This window comes from Curtobacterium flaccumfaciens, assembly GCF_013359815.1.
Classification (GTDB): Bacteria; Actinomycetota; Actinomycetes; order Actinomycetales; family Microbacteriaceae; genus Curtobacterium; species Curtobacterium flaccumfaciens.
Genome location: NZ_JABMCF010000033.1, coordinates 12,377 through 28,894 on the forward strand (window position 1 = coordinate 12,377; position 16,518 = coordinate 28,894).

16 protein-coding genes are annotated in these 16,518 nt (G+C 71.1%); 7 read left to right on the forward strand and 9 right to left on the reverse strand.

The genetic code is table 11. The annotated features are described in order from the left end of the window. Position 1 precedes the first annotated feature (1 nt). A complete protein-coding gene (locus HP445_RS04505; protein WP_128780691.1) occupies positions 2-1,039 on the reverse strand; it encodes an LLM class flavin-dependent oxidoreductase in 1,038 nt (345 codons plus the stop codon). 50 nt (positions 1,040-1,089) lie between these two features. Here HP445_RS04505 and HP445_RS04510 point away from each other — a divergent pair, with 50 nt between their 5' ends. Further along, a complete protein-coding gene (locus HP445_RS04510; RefSeq protein WP_128780692.1) occupies positions 1,090-1,422 on the forward strand; it encodes a TraR/DksA family transcriptional regulator in 333 nt (110 codons plus the stop codon). A gap of 130 nt (positions 1,423-1,552) precedes the next feature. Further along, entirely contained in the window at positions 1,553-2,002 is a 450-nt protein-coding gene (locus HP445_RS04515; RefSeq protein WP_128780693.1) for a TIGR02611 family protein, read from the forward strand. 156 nt (positions 2,003-2,158) lie between these two features. On the opposite strand, the gene HP445_RS04520 is transcribed toward HP445_RS04515, so the two are convergent. Beyond that, a complete protein-coding gene (locus tag HP445_RS04520) occupies positions 2,159-3,412 on the reverse strand; it encodes an MFS transporter (RefSeq protein WP_128780694.1) in 1,254 nt (417 codons plus the stop codon). Positions 3,413-3,515: 103 nt separating this feature from the next. Between HP445_RS04520 and HP445_RS04525 the strand changes: the two genes are divergently transcribed. Beyond that, a complete protein-coding gene (locus tag HP445_RS04525; RefSeq protein WP_111095917.1) occupies positions 3,516-3,881 on the forward strand; it encodes an ArsR/SmtB family transcription factor in 366 nt (121 codons plus the stop codon). After that, entirely contained in the window at positions 3,878-5,476 is a 1,599-nt protein-coding gene (locus tag HP445_RS04530; protein ID WP_241660415.1) for a DUF7059 domain-containing protein, read from the forward strand. Before HP445_RS04525 ends, HP445_RS04530 begins: the two co-directional genes overlap by 4 nt. A gap of 3 nt (positions 5,477-5,479) precedes the next feature. Here HP445_RS04530 and HP445_RS04535 read toward each other — a convergent pair whose 3' ends face one another. Beyond that, positions 5,480-6,343 (reverse strand): NAD-dependent epimerase/dehydratase family protein, encoded by an 864-nt coding sequence (locus tag HP445_RS04535; protein ID WP_071245140.1) that lies wholly within the window; start codon positions 6,341-6,343, stop codon positions 5,480-5,482. Positions 6,344-6,523: 180 nt separating this feature from the next. Beyond that, positions 6,524-7,114: a TetR/AcrR family transcriptional regulator gene (locus tag HP445_RS04540; protein ID WP_110864205.1), complete on the reverse strand. Its 591-nt coding sequence runs from the start codon at positions 7,112-7,114 to the stop codon at positions 6,524-6,526. Between the two features lie 176 nt (positions 7,115-7,290). On the opposite strand from HP445_RS04540, the gene HP445_RS04545 reads away from it, so the two are divergent. Next, entirely contained in the window at positions 7,291-9,771 is a 2,481-nt protein-coding gene (locus HP445_RS04545; RefSeq protein WP_128780695.1) for a beta-glucosidase H, read from the forward strand. A gap of 467 nt (positions 9,772-10,238) precedes the next feature. Here HP445_RS04545 and HP445_RS04550 read toward each other — a convergent pair whose 3' ends face one another. Beyond that, entirely contained in the window at positions 10,239-11,252 is a 1,014-nt protein-coding gene (locus HP445_RS04550; protein ID WP_128780696.1) for an LLM class flavin-dependent oxidoreductase, read from the reverse strand. A 122-nt stretch (positions 11,253-11,374) separates the two neighbouring features. Here HP445_RS04550 and HP445_RS04555 point away from each other — a divergent pair, with 122 nt between their 5' ends. Both HP445_RS04555 and HP445_RS04560 read left to right on the forward strand, forming a co-directional pair. Next, a complete protein-coding gene (locus tag HP445_RS04555; RefSeq protein WP_128780697.1) occupies positions 11,375-13,945 on the forward strand; it encodes a DEAD/DEAH box helicase in 2,571 nt (856 codons plus the stop codon). A gap of 91 nt (positions 13,946-14,036) precedes the next feature. Continuing rightward, positions 14,037-14,288, forward strand: coding sequence for a DUF6458 family protein (locus HP445_RS04560; protein ID WP_027465939.1), 252 nt, complete (start codon positions 14,037-14,039; stop codon positions 14,286-14,288). Between the two features lie 7 nt (positions 14,289-14,295). On the opposite strand, the gene HP445_RS04565 is transcribed toward HP445_RS04560, so the two are convergent. The 4 genes from HP445_RS04565 to HP445_RS04580 form a co-directional block, all read right to left on the reverse strand. Continuing rightward, on the reverse strand, positions 14,296-14,700 hold the full coding sequence (locus tag HP445_RS04565; RefSeq protein WP_027465940.1) for a PIN domain-containing protein: 405 nt from the start codon (positions 14,698-14,700) through the stop codon (positions 14,296-14,298). Further along, the gene (locus HP445_RS04570) at positions 14,700-14,900 is read right to left on the reverse strand and encodes a type II toxin-antitoxin system VapB family antitoxin (protein ID WP_111232839.1); all 201 of its coding nucleotides are present in this window, start codon (positions 14,898-14,900) and stop codon (positions 14,700-14,702) included. Before HP445_RS04570 ends, HP445_RS04565 begins: the two co-directional genes overlap by 1 nt. 58 nt (positions 14,901-14,958) lie before the next feature. Next, complete coding sequence (locus tag HP445_RS04575) at positions 14,959-15,480, reverse strand: ribonuclease H family protein (protein ID WP_017886904.1); 522 nt, start codon at positions 15,478-15,480, stop codon at positions 14,959-14,961. 94 nt (positions 15,481-15,574) lie between these two features. After that, a complete protein-coding gene (locus tag HP445_RS04580; RefSeq protein WP_128780698.1) occupies positions 15,575-16,405 on the reverse strand; it encodes a hypothetical protein in 831 nt (276 codons plus the stop codon). Positions 16,406-16,518 lie beyond the last annotated feature (113 nt).

Consider the following 16,518-nt stretch of genomic DNA (forward strand, 5'->3'; position numbering starts at 1 on the left):
GTCAGGCGGGGACCGGCTCCGCGTCGACCTCGGTGAACACGTCCTTCACGGCGGCGAGCAGCCGGGCGTTGAAGTCCACGCCCAGCTGGTTCGGCACGGTGACGAGCACGGTGTCGGCAGCACGGACGGCCTGGTCGGCTGTGAGCTCCGCGACGAGCTGCTCGGGCTCACCGATGTAGGACCGGCCGAACCGGGCCAGCCCGCCGTCGAGGTGCCCGACCTGGTCCTGCCCCTCGACCTGCGCGCGGACGCCGAAGTAGTGGCGCGACTCGTCGTCGATGATCGGGATGATGCTCCGCGAGACCGAGACGCGCGGTTCGCGGTCCCAGCCCGACTCGGACCACACCCGGCGGAAGCGCTCGATCTGCTCGGCCTGCAGCTGGTCGAAGGGCACGCCGGTGTCCTCCGTCAGCAGGGTCGAGGACATCAGGTTCATGCCCTGCTCAGCGGTCCACTCGGCGGTGACACGTGTGCCGGCGCCCCACCAGATCCGGTCGCCGAGTGAGTCGGACAGCGGGGAGATCGGCAGGGACCCGACCGAACCGGTCATCTGCGGGTTGGCGTTGGCCATCGGCTCGCCGGCGATCGCACGGCGGAACACGTTCGTGTGCGCTCGGGCCATGTCGCCGCCGTTCTCGTCGGAGGCGTCGGGCACGTAGCCGAACTGCTGGTAGCCGGCCAGGGCGGTCTCGGGTGATCCCCGGGAGACGCCGAGCTGCAGTCGGCCGCCGGAGATCAGGTCGGTGGCCGCGGCTTCTTCCGCCATGTAGAGCGGGTTCTCGTAGCGCATGTCGATGACGCCTGTGCCGATCTCGATCCGGCTGGTCTTCGCGGCGATGGCGGAGAGCAGCGGGAACGGTGCGGCCTGCTGCGGCGCGAAGTGGTGGACGCGGAAGTAGGCGCCGTCGACGCCGGCTTCCTCGGCTGCGACCGCGAGGTCGATCGCCTGCACCAGGGCCTCCCGCCCGCTGCGCACCTTCGACCCCGGCACGTCACGCCAGTGTCCGAACGACAGGAACCCGATCTTCGTCATGTCCATGCGAACGCATCCGGAGGCGGGGCCATTCCGCCGCGACTACCGTGGCCGGGATGGAGGACCCCCGCCCCGCACTCGAGGCCGAACGCGCCCGCAACGAACGGCTGCTGCTCGAGGTCGAGCGGAGCATGCGTGACGTCAGCGACGCCCGGCAGGATGCCAACTCCGACGACGAGCACGACCCGGAGGGCGCGACCCTGGCCTGGGAACGCGGCTCGCTCGGTGCGGTCCGCGACGGCGCGCAGCTGCGGGTCCGTCAGGTGGACGCAGCGCTCGCACGACTCGACGACGGCACCTACGGGCGCTGCACGGTCGGCGGCGAGCCGATCCCGGAGGCCCGGCTGGCCGCCGTCCCGTGGGCGGCGACGTGCGTCACGCACGCGTGAGGGGCAGGCGATCGGTGCCGCCCGACGGCCTGGAGGCGCGGTGCGGCCCCGCCACGCGCCTCCCGGCATGCGCACCCTGCGTCCACCCCGCGCGCCGCTGATTCCCAGCCGCGCGCCCTACGTTTTCGGCATGGACGGCGACCCGAACGACCGACCCGGCGAGGCCCGGGCCGACGGCCCGCCGCGCCAGCGCTTCCAGTGGTTCCACCGCCTGCGCACCTGGATCCACGCGCGGCCGCACGTGCACCTGCTCTACAAGGTGCTGGTCGGTCTGGTGGGCGGGCTGGTCGTCATCGTCGGGCTGATCCTGGTGCCGCTGCCGGGCCCGGGGTGGCTCGTGGTGTTCATCGGCCTCACGGTGCTGGCGAGCGAGTTCCACTTCTTCCACAAGATCATCACGTGGCTCAAGGCGCAGCTGCACCGCTTCTGGGACTGGGCCAAGCGGCACGGGCCGAAGCGTCTGCGCGATGCTGCGGACCGGGGCAAGGCCGACGTCGATGCTGCGCACACCGGGGCGGCGCGGACCGTCGGGGTGCGTGCGCGCGCTCGCGGGACGAACTCGGCGCGACCGGGCCACTAGCGCCGCGGACGGGCGCTGGCGCCGTCGGCACCGTGCGGTGCTGGTCACCGCGTGCGAGGTTGATGGCTCCGTGCGGCGCCGCAGGCTCGCACCGAGCAATCAACCTCGCACTGAATGAGCATCGCCGCACCGTGCCTACTCGGCCGCGACCCGGGCCTACTCGGCCGCGACCCGGATCGAGCCGGTGGCGGTGCGCTCGATGACCTCGGCCGCGCGCTCCTCGACCTCGGCGGCGTCCTTCGACGACAGCTGCAGCACGAGGGCGACGACCGCGGCGAGCACGATGAAGCCGCCGTACCCGGCGATGACCGGGACGAGACCGACCGAGGGCTCGAGCAGGCCGCCGATGACCGAGGGCACCCCGAACGCCAGGTAGCTGACGACGTAGATCGTGGAGAGCAGCCCGGCGCGGTGGGTCGGGGCAGCGGTGGCGAGCAGCATCCGCAGCGGTGCCTGGAATCCGGCGCCGAAGCCGACACCGGCGATGGCGCTGCCGACGACCATGCCCGGCAGGGAGTGCGCGAACACGAACGACACGGTGACGATCGAGCCGAGTACGAGGGCCACGAGTCCGAGCAGGACCGCGCGACGGGTGTCCATCCGCTGGATCGCCAGGCCGGTCAGCGCGCCGACGCCGGTGACCACGGCGATGAGCGCACCGGCGGCGAAGTGGTTCGTGATGCCGAACACCGTGCCGAGCGCCGAGGGCACGATCGACAGGAACATACCGCCGAGGGCCCAGCTGGCGACGAGCGACCCGGCGACGCCGCGGAACAGCCGGCGTGAGGACCGCGGCACGCTGATCGTCGGGCGCAGGGAGCGGAGCGCGCCGGGGCGACGCTGCACCTGCTCGGGGACGACGAACAGCGCGAGCACCAGGAGCACGAGGAGCGCGCCGAACAGCAGGTAGACGAGCTGCTCCGGCGCCGGACCCCACTGCACGAGCGCGCCGCTCGACATCGCGCCGGTGGCCAGGGCGATCGGCGGGATGACGCCGTTCAGCACGCCGGCCATGGTCGGGTGGCGTTCGAGGGAGTTGTCGATGAGGGCCGCGCCGAGGGCTCCGATGAGCAGCCCGACCGAGACACCCTGCACGATCCGGTCGACGATGAGCGCGACGACCCCGTCCGCCATCGCGAACAGGCCGAGCGACAGTGCGACGCCCAGGCCGCCGACGACCAGCACGGGCTTGCGGCCGACGTGGTCGGACAGGCGACCGGCCACGAGCAGGCTCGCGAGCAGGCCGGCGACGTAGATGGCGAAGACCCCGGTGAGCATGAGTGGGGTGAGGTGCCACTCGGCTGCGTAGACCGGGTAGATCGGCGACGGCACGGCCGACGACGCGACCGAGACCAGGAGCATCGCCGCCAGGATCCAGAACCCGGCGACCGAACGAGCTGACTGGTGCATGCGCACCCCTTTCCATCTCCGTGTAGTACGACTGCATTCGTACCGCACTCGAACAGTACGACGCAAGTCGTACAGCAAGCCGAACGGTGGTAGCGTCCCGTCCATGCCCGCGCACGTCGATGCTCCTGAACGGCTGCCGCAGCCGTCCGTGGCCGAGATGGACCTCCCGGTCGTGATGGACGCCCTGAGCGACCCGATCCGGCTCGCGATCCTGCACCGCTACCTGGTCGACGCGGCCGGGGGTGAGCGCAGCTGCGGCTGGGTCGGCATCGACCGGCCGAAGTCCACGCTGACCCACCACTTCCGGGTCCTGCGCGAGGCCGGTCTGCTCGAGCAGCACCTCGAGGGCCTGACCCGCGTCAGCCGCGTCCGCGTCGAGGACGTGCAGCAGCGGTTCCCCGGGCTCCTCGACCTGGTGCTCGAGTGGCAGGTCCCCGCGGCGCTGCTGCGCGAGGGGATCGCCTCGTGAGCGCCGGCGCGGGCACCGGCGTGGACACGGTGCGCACGCTGCCGTCGATCTCCGCGGACCCCGCCGTCACCACGGCGCTCGCCGCGGACCTGACAGCGGCCGGCTTCACCGTCGACCGGCTCGACTCCCTGTGGGGTGCCGAGGCCGCCGCATCGCTGCACCGGGGTTCGCGGGTCGCCGCGCTCCGTGCGCTCGCCGCCCGCGAGACCACGCCGCTCGGCACCCTGGCGACGCTGTTCGTGCTCGGCCTGCCGGTGACGCGGTCCGAGGCCGGTGTGGCGTTCCCGACCGCCGGGCTCGACGCCGTCATCGCCGCGGGCCTGCTGCGCAGCGAAGGCGAAGGCGAAGGCGACAGCGCCGACGCGCTCGTGCACTCCACCGTCGACCTGCGCCCCTACGCCTTCGTCGACGACCTCGGCGCCGGCAGCTGGTGGATCGTCTCCGACCTCGGCGAGCTCGCCCTCGGGCACGCGATCAGCGAGGAACACGTGCTCGGCATCGGCGGCGCCACCACCACGCTGAGCGGCCTGCAGGTGCCCGTCCCGGTCGAGCGTGTGCTCGACCTGGGCACCGGGTGCGGCATCCAGGCCATGCACGCGCGGCGCTTCGCCGACCACGTTGTCGCCACCGACATCTCGCGCCGTGCCCTCGACATCGCCCGGTTCAACGCCCAGTTGAACGGCATCGACGGCATCGACTTCCGGTTCGGCTCACTGTTCGAGCCGGTCGCGGGAGAGCGCTTCGACCGGATCGTCTCGAACCCGCCCTTCGTCATCACGCCCCGTCGCGAGGGCGTCCCGTCGTACGAGTACCGCGACGGCGGCATGGTCGGCGACGCCCTGGTCGAGACGGTGCTCCGCGGCCTGTCCGACCACCTGGAGCCCGGCGGCACCGCTCAGCTCCTCGGCAACTGGGAGTACCACTGGGGTGTCGACGGCCTGGACCGCGTGCGCGCCTGGTTCGCCGAAACCGACCTCGACGCGTGGGTGATCGAGCGCGAGCGGCAGGACCCGACGTCCTACGCGGAGACCTGGATCCGCGACGGCGGGACGAAGCCCGGCACGGCCGAGTTCGACACCCTGATGGGCGCCTGGCTCGACGACTTCGCGGACCGTCGCGTCACCGGCGTCGGCTTCGGCTACGTCGTGGTGCGTCGACCCCTGCCCGGAGGCACGTCCGGCCTCCGCCGGTTCGAGCGGGTCCCCGAGACGCTCGGCTCCAACCCCGCGGGCCTCGGCGCGACGGTCGCACGCGTCCTCGACGCAGCCGCCTGGCTCGCCGCGCACGACGATGCCGCGCTCGCCGCCGCCCACCTGTCGGTGGCCGGCGACGTCACCGAGGAGCGGTTCTACTGGCCGGGCAACGACGATCCCACCGTGATGACCCTGGTGCAGGGCGGCGGGCTCGGGCGCCGGGTGGACGCGGACACCGCACTCGCGGCGTTCGTGGGCGCCTGCGACGGCGACCTGTCCGTCGCGGCGATCATCGGCGCACTCGCGCAGATCACCGCCGTGGACGAGCAGGCGCTCGCCGCCGACCTGCTGCCGGCGGCGCGCGACCTGGTGCTCGACGGGCTGCTCGTCCCCGCCGCCTGACGATCAGGCGCGGTGGTCGCGCCAGCTGTGCTCGGGCGTGTAGCCGAGGAGTTCGCGGGCCTTCTCCGACGACAGCAGCGAGCTGACGCCGTCGATGTCCGCACGGCGCTCGATGTCCGGCACGAAGCGCTCGACGAGCTCGATGGTCGGGGTGTCCATCACCGTGTCGGGGCTGGCGATGACGAACGCCTCGAACCCGGTGAGGTCGGCCTCGAGTGCCCGGCGGACGGCCTGGGCCCCGTCGCGGGAGTCGATGTACGACCACAGGTTGAACGTCTTCGCCTCGGGGGTGGCGTCCCACGGGAACGCCGGGTAGTCGGTCTCGTCCATCACGTTCGAGAAGCGCAGACCGATCATCTTCAGCTCCGGGTCCCAGCGCGTGAAGTGGCGGGCCATCTCCTCTTCCACCGCCTTGCCGAGGGAGTACGACGACTGCGGCCGGACGGCGAACTCCTCGTCGACCGGCAGGTAGGGCGGGTGGTGCTCGCCCATCGGGATGCCGAGCAGGGTCTCGCTCGACGCCCACACGACGTTCTTGATCTTCGCGGCACGTGCGGCGTGGAAGACGTTGATCGACGAGGTCACGTTGTTCGTGATGAGGGCCACATCGGGCACCTGCCCCGGGGCCGGCACCGCCGCGAGGTGCACGACGGCGTCGACGTGGTCGTACCGGTCGTCGATGCCGAGCAGGGCGTTCAGGACCTGGCCGTGGTCGGTCAGGTCGATCCGCACGAACGGGACACGCTCGGGCTTGTCGGGGGAGGGGACGCGGTCGAGCAGGACCACGTCGTACCCGTGCGCATCGAGGTCGCGCACCACCGCTCGTCCGAGCTTGCCGCTGCCACCGGTCACCACTACACGCGTCATCGCGTCACTCCACATCGTCGTCGGAACACACCCTGGCGGGCATCGACCATCCTGCCCCGCCGCACCTGACGCGACCAGGCCCTGTCCGTACCCCACTGCGGAACCAGGTTCCGGACACCACACCACGGGATCGCGCGGTGCTGTGTCCGGAACCTGGTTCGGGCGGGGCGGGGGAGCCCGTCAGGCGGTGGGGGCGACCTGGGCGATCGCGAGGCGGGCGACGAGCTCGACGTGCTCGGCCATGTCGCGGGTGGGGTCGAAGAGCCACTGGATCTGCATGCCGTCGGACACCGCGAGCAGCACGCTGGTGAGCTCGTCGGGGTCGATGTCGGTACGAAGTCGACCGTCCTGCTGCATGGTGCGGAAGTCGGCGGACAGCACGCGGCGGCTGCGTTCGTAGCGCTCGCGGAAGTACTCGTGCGCCGGGTGCTCGGCGTCGGTGGCAGCGGCGGCGGACAGGTTGACGAACATCTGCACCAGACCCGGGACCTCGGCGTTGTGCCGCACGATCGCCGCGAGCAGGGCCGCCGGGTCCGCGGCCTGCCAGTCGTGCGCGAGGTCGAGCTCGTCGCGCCGGCGGAGGATCTCGACCCAGAGCTCGTCCTTGGAGTCGAAGTAGTGCAGCAGGCCGGCCTGGGTCAGCTCCACGGCGTCGGCGATGTCCTTGATGCTCGTCCGCCGGAAGCCCTGGGACGCCACGAGGTCCAGCGCGACCGTGAGGATCTCCTCGCGCTTCGCGATGCCCTTTGCGTACGAACCCCGTCGTGCCATGGCCAGACTGTACCGCCCGCAGGAGACCCGAGAAAACCAAGCAACGGTTGGTTTTCGGTGGTACGGTGCAGGAGCTGCCAGCGCGGGCGGCGAACCCGGTGGATGGTGGGTGTGGGCGACGAGGCCCCGGCCGTCCAGGCGGCGCCCCGCGGCCCTGAACGAGAGGACCGACCACCGTGACCACCGTGAACGACGCGAGCACCGCCTCCAGTCCGTCGACGCCGCTGACCGAGCGCATCGATGCGCTCCTCGGCCAGCTGACCACCGACGAGAAGGTGCAGCTGCTCACCGGACGTGACTTCTGGACCACCTGGCCCATCGAGAAGATCGGGCTGCGCCGGATCCTGATGTCCGACGGACCATCGGGCGTGCGCGGCGAGGTGTGGGACGAGCGTGACCCGTCCCTGAACCTGCCGTCGGCGACCGCGCTGAGTGCATCGTGGGACCGTGCGATCGCGAAGCGCTACGGCGCCGCCGCCGCGGTGGAGGCCCGCCGCAAGGGCGTCGACGTCGTGCTCGGCCCGACCATCAACCTGCACCGGTCCCCGCTCGGCGGCCGGCACTTCGAGGCGTTCAGTGAGGATCCGGTGCTCACCGGGGACCTGGCCGCGTCGTACGTCGACGGCGTGCAGGAGAACGGTGTCGCCGCCACCCCGAAGCACTACATCGCGAACGACTACGAGACCGACCGCTTCACCGCGTCGACCGAGGTGTCGGACCGCGCGCTGCGCGAGCTGTACCTGCTGGCGTTCGAGAAGGCCGTGACCGAGGCGCACGCCTGGGCGATCATGTCGTCGTACAACGCGATCAACGGCGTGACGGCGTCGGAGAACGACCTGCTCGAGACCCCGCTCAACTCGGAGTGGGGCTTCGACGGCATCGTCGTGTCCGACTGGACCGGGGTGCGTTCCGTGGACTCGGCGAAGGCGTCGCAGGACGTCGCGATGCCCGGGCCGAACCCGTGGTGGAGCGAGGGCCCGCTGCTCGCCGCCGTGCAGTCCGGCGAGGTGCCGATGGTGGCGATCGACCGCAAGGTCCGCCGGATCCTGACCCTGGCCGCACGCGTCGGCGCGCTCGAGGGCTTCGAGCCCGTCGCCACGTCTCCCGTGCACGTCGAGGACGGCATCGCGTTCGTGCGCGAGGCCGAGGCCGAGGGCACCGTCCTGGTCCGCAACACCGGTGTCCTGCCGCTCGACGCCCCCGCGGTGTCGCGCATCGCGGTGATCGGGCACAACGCTGACCAGGCCCGCACGCAGGGCGGTGGCTCGGCCACGGTCGTGCCGTCGCAGGTCGTGTCGCCGCTGGACGGCATCCGCTCGGCGTTCCCTGGCGCGAGCGTGGACTACGCGATCGGCGCCGTCGTGCAGGAGGGCATCGCGGAGTTCCCGCTGTCCACCATCACGAACCCCGGCACCGGGGAGCCCGGCGCCCGGGTCGCCTTCGTCAAGGACGGCGAGGAGCTGTTCGTCGAGGACCGCCGCGCGACGGCACTGTTCTGGTTCGGCGGCGACGCCCCGACCCGTGAGGCTGACCGGCTCGACATCACCACCACCTACACGGCCGAGTCGACCGGGACCGTGCGGTTCGGCATCGGCGCGGCTGGACGGTCACGCATGTGGATCGACGGCGAACTGCTGCTCGACGAGGACGTGCCGTTCGAGGGCGACCAGCTCGGTGCCGCGTTCCTCAACCCGCCGGCGCGGTCGGTGCCGGTCGAGGTGACAGCGGGACAGCAGGTCGCGATCCGCATCGAGTACGACATCGTGCAGGACGAGACGCTCGGCGGGGTGCTGGCGTACCAGTTCGGCACCGAGCCGTCGGACGACGACCCCGCCGTGCTGATCGAGGCCGCGGTGGACGCCGCCCGTGGTGCGGACGTCGCCGTCGTCGTGGTCGGGACGAACTCCAAGGTCGAGTCCGAGGGCTACGACCGATCCTCGCTGGCACTCCCCGGTCACCAGGACGACCTGGTGCGCGCGGTCGCCGCGGCGAACCCGAACACGGTCGTCGTCGTGAACGCCGGGTCGCCGGTCGAGATGCCGTGGCGGAACGACGTCGCCGCGGTGCTGCTGACCTGGTTCGGCGGGCAGGAGTACGGCAACGCCCTGGCCGATGTACTGACCGGGGCGCAGGAGCCCGGCGGCCGCCTGCCCACCACGTGGCCGGTCGCGATGGCCGACGTCCCGGTGCTCGACGTCACCCCGGTGGACGGGAAGGTCGCCTACGACGAGGGCGTCCACGTCGGTTACCGGGCCTGGCTCCGCGCCGGCACCGAGCCGGCGTACCCGTTCGGGCACGGCCTGGGCTACACCACGTGGTCGATCGAGGGCGTCTCCGCGACCCCGACCGTGCGCGAGGGCGACGCCGTCATCGTCACGGCGACCGTCGCGAACACGGGCGACCGGGCCGGCAAGCACGTCGTGCAGGTCTACGCGTCCCGTACGGAGTCGGCGGTGGACCGCCCGGTGCGCTGGCTGGTCGGGTTCGCCCCGGTCCGGCTCGCGGCAGGCGCCTCGACGGAGGTCTCGATCGAGGTCCCGGCGCGTGCCTTCGCCCACTGGGACGGCTCGTGGCAGTACGAGTCGGGGACGTTCACGCTGCACGTCGGCGCCTCGGTCGTCGACGACGCCGGAACCACGTCCCTCGAACTGGAGTGACGAAGTCGTCCGGTTTCCGCGCAGCTCGCAACTCCATTCAGTAGCATCTATGTGCGCGAGTCGGCTGGTTACCGTCCGCGCACGCACCGACTACGGGGTCGCTGGGTGAGCGACTCGGTCTCCTGATCCGGCCGTTGTTGCCCTGGCCTCCCCGGTGCGTCCCAGAATGCGTCCCCGCGTCCGCGCGGGGACGCATTCGTCGTTCCGGCCCCGATGCGCACCGGTGAACCGGTTGCCGCACTTCGTCCCGGTCCGGAAAAACGAGTGACAGTTGGTCAACTTCATACGTCCCAGGTGCGCGGAACGGTGTGACAAACCGCTCGGTAGGTGGAACGATGGGTGCACCATCTCGTGCGGATCAGGGACGAGATGGTCATCCGGCAGGACTCTCGGGCCTCACCAACTCGATCAGAGCCCTGCCGGATGCCCTTGACTCTCGGTGGTGGTGCGGGGCGGGACCGCAGCGATCAGGCCCGCAGCGCCGGGGCGATCTCCTCGGCCACGATGCGCAGGATCCGCTCGTGCGCCGCACGGTCGCCGTTCGCCGGCAGGGTGATGACCAGTTCGTCGGTGGCGGTGACCGCCGGGTCGGCGAGCAGGGCGTCGACGATGGCCGCCGGTTCGCCGGACACGACCTTGCTGAACCGGAACGGCGGGGTGCCCGAGAGCGGTCGACCCTCGTCGTCCATCCCGGAGGCGTACCCGGTCAGGAACTCCTCGTGCACCTCGCGGTCGTGGTCGTCGAGGAGCGGCACCACGATCCGGCCCACGGCGACCTTGGACTCGCGCTGCGGGTGCAACTCGACGAACCGCTCGCGGTAGGCGGCGATCTGATCGGCCTGCGCCTGGGCGAACGGGGCGCCGGTGTCCTCGGTGTTCAGGGTCGAGCAGTGCAGCAGGAGGCCCTTCTCGGCCGTGCGGACCGCCGTGCCCATGCTGCCGCCGCCCCACCACACGCGGTCGCGCAGGCCCGGGCTGAGCGGCTGCAGGGTCAGGTCGGCCCCGGCGGGGATGCTCTCGTAGCCCTTGCCGGCGCTGCCGAGGGGCTCGCCCTGCAGCACCTCGAGCAGCCGTGCGGCGCGGGCCTCGGCCTCGTCGCGGAAGCTGCGGTCGACCGTGCCGAACACCGGGTCGAGGATCGGGCCGTACCCGGCGATGCCCGTGCTGATGCCGAGCTGCACCCGGCCACCGCTGAGCAGGTCGACGGTGCTGGCGTCCTCGGCCAGGCGCACCGGGTCCTCGTAGCGCATGCCGAGCACGGCGGTGCCGAACGCGATGGTGCTGGTGCGCTGCGCGGCTGCCGCGAAGAAGGTCATCGGGCTCGTCAGGTACGGCTCGAAGTGCCGTCCGCGCACCCAGCCCGTCCCGTAGCCGAGCGACTCGGCGGTCTCGAACAGGCGCAGGCCGTCCTCCAGGGCGCCGGCGGCGCCGTCGGTGCCGCCGTGGTTCGGGACGAAGGAGAGGAAGCCGAGTTCGCGCATGTCGCGAGTCTATGCGCACGTATCGAAATGGGCCTGAGTCGGCGCCGGGGCGGACGGGAGGCCCGTGGCGGCGCCGCCACGGGCCTCCCGTCCGGCACATGCGCACCTGGGAGGATGGGCACATGACCGACGTCACCACCGTGCCCCCGCTCGTCGCCGCGATCCCGGCGGCGGTGGACGGCGTCGTCGACCCCGACGAGGTCTACGAGGCCTTCGCAGCCTGGGCCGCGGAGGGCGGCCGACCGCTGTACCCGGCGCAGGACGAAGCGGTCATCGAGCTCGTGTCCGGCGCGAACGTCGTGCTGAGCACGCCGACCGGCACCGGGAAGTCGCTCGTTGCGGCCGGCGCGCACTTCGCCGCGCTCGCCGAGGGCAAGCGGAGCTACTACACGGCACCGATCAAGGCGCTGGTGTCCGAGAAGTTCTTCCAGCTCGTCGAGCTGTTCGGTGCACAGAACGTCGGCATGGTCACCGGCGACTCGAGCGTCAACGCGGACGCCCCGATCGTCTGCTGCACCGCCGAGATCCTGGCGAACCTGGCGCTGCGACAGGGACCGGACGCCGACGTCGACGTCGTCGTGATGGACGAGTTCCACTTCTACGGCGACCCCGACCGAGGCTGGGCATGGCAGGTGCCGCTGCTCGTGCTCGAGCGGGCGCAGTTCCTGCTCATGTCGGCGACCCTCGGCGACGTCACGACCATCGCCGACGACCTGTCCCGCCGGACCGGTCGGCCCACCGCCCGCGTGACCGGTGTCTCGCGGCCGGTGCCGCTCGAGTACCAGTACGTGATGACGCCCGTGCAGGAGACGGTCGAGCGGCTCCTCGAGGAGGGCAAGGCGCCGATCTACATCGTGCACTTCGCCCAGGCCGCCGCACTCGAACGGGCGCAGTCGCTGATGTCGGCGAAGGTCGCCTCGCGCGAACGCCGGGACCAGATCGCGGACGCCATCGCCGGCTTCCGGTTCAGCGCCGGGTTCGGACAGACCCTGTCGCGCCTGATCCGGGCGGGCATCGGCGTGCACCACGCCGGCATGCTCCCGAAGTACCGACGACTCGTCGAGCAGCTCGCCCAGCGCGGCCTGCTGCCCGTCATCTGCGGCACCGACACCCTGGGTGTCGGGATCAACGTGCCGATCCGGTCCGTGCTGTTCACCGGGCTGACGAAGTTCGACGGCACGAAGATGCGCCAGCTGTCCGCGCGGGAGTTCCACCAGATCGCCGGCCGGGCCGGACGTGCCGGGTACGACACCGAGGGCGACGTCGTCGCCGAGGCACCCGAGCACGACATCGAGAACGCCCGCGCCGTCGCCAAGGCCGGCGACGACCCGAAGAAGAAGAACAAGATCAAGCGGAAGAAGGCGCCCGAGGGCTTCGTGTCCTGGGGGCAGGCGTCGTTCGAGCGGCTGATCGCCGCCGAGCCGGAGCCGATGGTCTCGCGCATGCGGATCACGCACGCGATGGTGCTGTCCGTCGTTGCCCGCGGCGGGGACGCCTTCGCGGAGGTCCGGTCGCTGGTCTACGACAACCACGAACCGCGCTCGCGGCAGCTCGCGATGGCCCGGCGGGCACTCGTCATCGCCCGGACCCTCATCAACGCGCGGGTGATCGAGAAGGTCGACGGCGCCTACCGCCTGACCGTCGACATCGCGCCGAACTTCGCGCTCAACCAGCCGCTGTCACCGTTCGCGCTCGCCGCGTTCGAGTTGCTCGACCCTTCTTCTCCCACGTACGCGCTGGACATGGTCTCGGTTGTCGAGGCCACGCTCGACGACCCGCGGGCGATCCTGTCGCAGCAGCAGTTCAAGGAGCGCGGCGAGGCCGTCGCCCGGATGAAGCAGGAGGGGATCGAGTACGAGGAGCGGATGGAGCTGCTCGAGGAGGTCACCTGGCCGAAGCCGCTGGACGAGCTGCTGACCGCCGCGTACGAGGCGTACGCCGCCGAACAGCCCTGGGTGCTCGACTTCCAGCTGTCCCCGAAGGCCGTCGTCCGCGACATGTACGAACGCGCGATGACCTTCGGCGACTTCGTGCGCTTCTACCAGCTCACCCGCTCCGAGGGGCTCGTGCTCCGCTACCTGTCCGACGCGTACCGGACCATGCGACAGACGATCGCCGAGGAACAGCGGACCCAGGAGCTCGACGACCTGATCGAGTGGCTGGGCGAGGTCGTGCGGCAGACCGACTCCTCGCTCGTCGACGAGTGGGAGGCGCTGCTCAACGGTGACGTCCTGCTGGCGTCCGAGGAGCACGAGGAGATCGCGCCGCCGCAGCCCGCACGGCTCACCGGCAACCCGCGGGCGTTCCGGGTGCTCGTGCGCAACGCCCTGTTCCAGCGGGTGCTGCTCGCCGCGGCCGACGACATCGACGGGCTCGGGGAACTCGACGCGAGCGCGGGCTTCGACCGGGCCGCGTGGGACAACGTGCTCGAGGAGTACTACGAGGAGCACGACACCATCGGCACCGATGCCGACGCGCGCTCGATGCAGTACCTGGTGCTCGACGAGAGCGGCGCCACCGCATCACCCCGGGTCTGGAAGGCGCGGCAGATCTTCGCCGACCCCGAGGGCGACAAGGACTTCGGGTTCTCAGCGACGATCGACCTGGACGCCTCGGACGAGGTCGGCGAGGCAGTCGTGCGGGTCACCGAGATCGGGCGGTTCGACGGGTGGGCCGAGGTGGACGTCGACTGATCGGCGCGAGCGTCGGGTCGGGGCGCTCCGGCGCTGGGGTTGTCGGACGTGTACCGTCTCCGGCACCACCCCCACCCGAGAGGACTGCGTCATGCGCATCGGATCCAGCATCGCCCTGATCGTCATCGGCGCGATCGTCGCCTTCGCGCTGAACATCCAGCTCGCCGGTATCGACCTCCGCCTGATCGGCTACATCCTGATGGCAGCCGGTGTCGTGCTGCTCATCATCAGCCTCGCCGTGGCCTTCGGCGGTCGCCGCACCACGACTACCACGCGCTCGGGCGTCGACCCGGCGTCGGGGGAGCAGATCACCCGCCAGGATCGGCGCGACGGGACCTACTGACCCGCGGTCAGTGCTCCGGCAGGTACTCGTGCCGGAAATCGGCGACCGCGTCGGCGATGTGGTCGTAGTCGCGATCCGAGCTGAGGACGGTTGCCCCGTTGCGCACGGCATAGGCAGCGATGTGGACGTCGATCGGTCCGGCTCCGCGGACGTGGCCGTTGTTCCAGAGAGCGTTCTGGATGCTCGTCACATCCTGGACGTCCGGGTGTTCTGATGCTTCGAGGAAGGCGTCCATGTCATCGCGGTGTCCCTGGTGGTCGGGCCCGGTGCGTGCTGAATGGCAGTACTCGAGGACCTGCGGCGGGCAGGTCATGATCAAGTCCTGCGTCGCGATCTCGCGAAGGCGTCGTGCGATCCCCGCGGAACGGTGCGCCTTCCACCAGACGGAGTTGTCGACGATGTACGTCGCCATCAGGGATGGAGCTCGTCAGCCGCGGAAGGGTCGGCGCTGAAGTCCCGCGCGATGATGCGTTCGACCGCGGCGGGCTGTCGCCGCACCGCAATGAGGGTTTCGAGTGCTCTCTGCACGACCTCGCGGTTGGACCGGGCACCGGTCAGCTGCTTCGCATCATCGAGTACGCGTGGATCGAGATCGATCGTCGTCACTGCCATGCCGATCACCTCCGCTATACAGAGGAGTATATAACCGGACGGGCTGCTGGCGGAAGGGTCAGAAGAGGGTCGCGGGCGGGGTGGCGTCGGGCAGCGCGGACGGCTCGGGGACCTCGACGTTGGGCCAGCCGGGACCGTGCGGCACGTCGGTGCCGTTCTGGAACGCGGTGGCGGCACCGCGGGCACGCACGTCGGCGGCCTCGTTCATCTCGTGACCCACGTGGCCGCGGACCCACTCGAACGTGACCTTGCGGCCCTGCAGTTCCGCGTCGAGTTCCTTGATGATCTCGACGTTGAGGACCGGCTTGCCGTCGGCCTTCCGCCAGCCCTTGCGCTTCCAGCCGGCGAGCCACTCGGTGCACGCCTTGATCGCGTACTGGCTGTCGCACAGGATGTGCAGCGGCTCGCCGGTGTCCTTCGTGGCGCGGAGCAGCTGCAGCACGGCGGTGAGCTCGCCGATGTTGTTCGTCGCGCGGGGCCAGCCGCCGGCCGCCCACCGGTCGTCGTCGACGTACCAGGCCCACCCGGCGGGGCCGGGGTTGCCGAGGGCTGAGCCGTCTGCGGCGGCGACGATCGTCACGATGGGACCTCCTGGTGGTGCCGAGTGCTCGCGAGTGCTGGTCAACCGTAACCGACCGTACGGACGGGCTCTGCGCGGCGGGGCGGCGACCGGATCAGCGCGCTGCGGAATCCAGGTTGAGATCGGTGTCCGTGATGAGCTGGTCGCCCGCTCCCGTCTGCAGCGACGGGTTCAGCCAGCGGAGTTGCGCGACGGTGATGCCCAAGCGTTCGGCGACGGTCACCTGCGCGTCGTCGCTCGACACCTGGTAGGACACCGGCACGCTGTCACGCTCGTGCACCCATCCGTTTGCCCCGGGCCGCGCTGCGCCCACGTCGACCTGAAGGTGCGGGTACGGGTCGGGGATCGTCCAGCGCAACGGAGCAACTGCAAGCACGGAGCCGATGCCGGTGCGTCCGGAATCGTCCCCGTCATCAGACGGCGCCGGCACGAGCGCGACGCTGTGCAGGAAGTCCGGAGTGGACCCAGCCTCGGACAGTCCGACCGAGTCCGGTGCACCGGTCTCCGGGTCCCAGATGACGACTCCGGCGCGGTACCCCCTGGCGTCGCCGCCACCGTCAGCGTCACCACCGCGGAACTCCAAGCTCATCCACTGCGGGTTCGTCGTGTGGTAGCCGGACAACTCGGCGTCGAAGGTGCCGCTCTCGTTCGCGACGACCCGAACGTGGATCCGGGTGTCACCGCTCGCCGAGACGACATCGGTCTCGGCGGCGACCGTGCCGGCCGCCAGGACCTGCGGCGTGCTGACCTGTTGTGCGGTCGGAGTCGGGTCCGCTCTCTGGCTTCGGTCCGTTCGGTCGAGTGACGCCCGTCGCGTCGGCGTCGGGATCGCGCCGTCGCCGCCGAACGCCGTGCACCCGGCGAGCAGCAGCCCCACCAGTGCCGAGCCGATCACCGCGGTCGTCGCGGTCCGTGTTCGTCCCATCGTTCCCCCTCGTCGGCAGCGTACCGGGGGCCAGGGACGTCATCGAGTGCGGGGAGCGGACCGAGCCAGACTCGTTACACGGGGCCGAGGACTACCGTCCGCTGCAGGAGGAA

Coding starts and splice junctions, on each gene's coding strand:
- HP445_RS04505 (WP_128780691.1), bottom strand. CDS start 1,039: ATGGACATGACGAAGATCGGGTTCCTGTCGTTCGGACACTGGCGTGAC.
- HP445_RS04510 (WP_128780692.1), top strand. CDS start 1,090: ATGGAGGACCCCCGCCCCGCACTCGAGGCCGAACGCGCCCGCAACGAA.
- HP445_RS04515 (WP_128780693.1), top strand. CDS start 1,553: ATGGACGGCGACCCGAACGACCGACCCGGCGAGGCCCGGGCCGACGGC.
- HP445_RS04520 (WP_128780694.1), bottom strand. CDS start 3,412: ATGCACCAGTCAGCTCGTTCGGTCGCCGGGTTCTGGATCCTGGCGGCG.
- HP445_RS04525 (WP_111095917.1), top strand. CDS start 3,516: ATGCCCGCGCACGTCGATGCTCCTGAACGGCTGCCGCAGCCGTCCGTG.
- HP445_RS04535 (WP_071245140.1), bottom strand. CDS start 6,343: ATGACGCGTGTAGTGGTGACCGGTGGCAGCGGCAAGCTCGGACGAGCG.
- HP445_RS04540 (WP_110864205.1), bottom strand. CDS start 7,114: ATGGCACGACGGGGTTCGTACGCAAAGGGCATCGCGAAGCGCGAGGAG.
- HP445_RS04550 (WP_128780696.1), bottom strand. CDS start 11,252: ATGCGCGAACTCGGCTTCCTCTCCTTCGTCCCGAACCACGGCGGCACC.
- HP445_RS04555 (WP_128780697.1), top strand. CDS start 11,375: ATGACCGACGTCACCACCGTGCCCCCGCTCGTCGCCGCGATCCCGGCG.
- HP445_RS04560 (WP_027465939.1), top strand. CDS start 14,037: ATGCGCATCGGATCCAGCATCGCCCTGATCGTCATCGGCGCGATCGTC.
- HP445_RS04565 (WP_027465940.1), bottom strand. CDS start 14,700: ATGGCGACGTACATCGTCGACAACTCCGTCTGGTGGAAGGCGCACCGT.
- HP445_RS04570 (WP_111232839.1), bottom strand. CDS start 14,900: ATGGCAGTGACGACGATCGATCTCGATCCACGCGTACTCGATGATGCG.
- HP445_RS04580 (WP_128780698.1), bottom strand. CDS start 16,405: ATGGGACGAACACGGACCGCGACGACCGCGGTGATCGGCTCGGCACTG.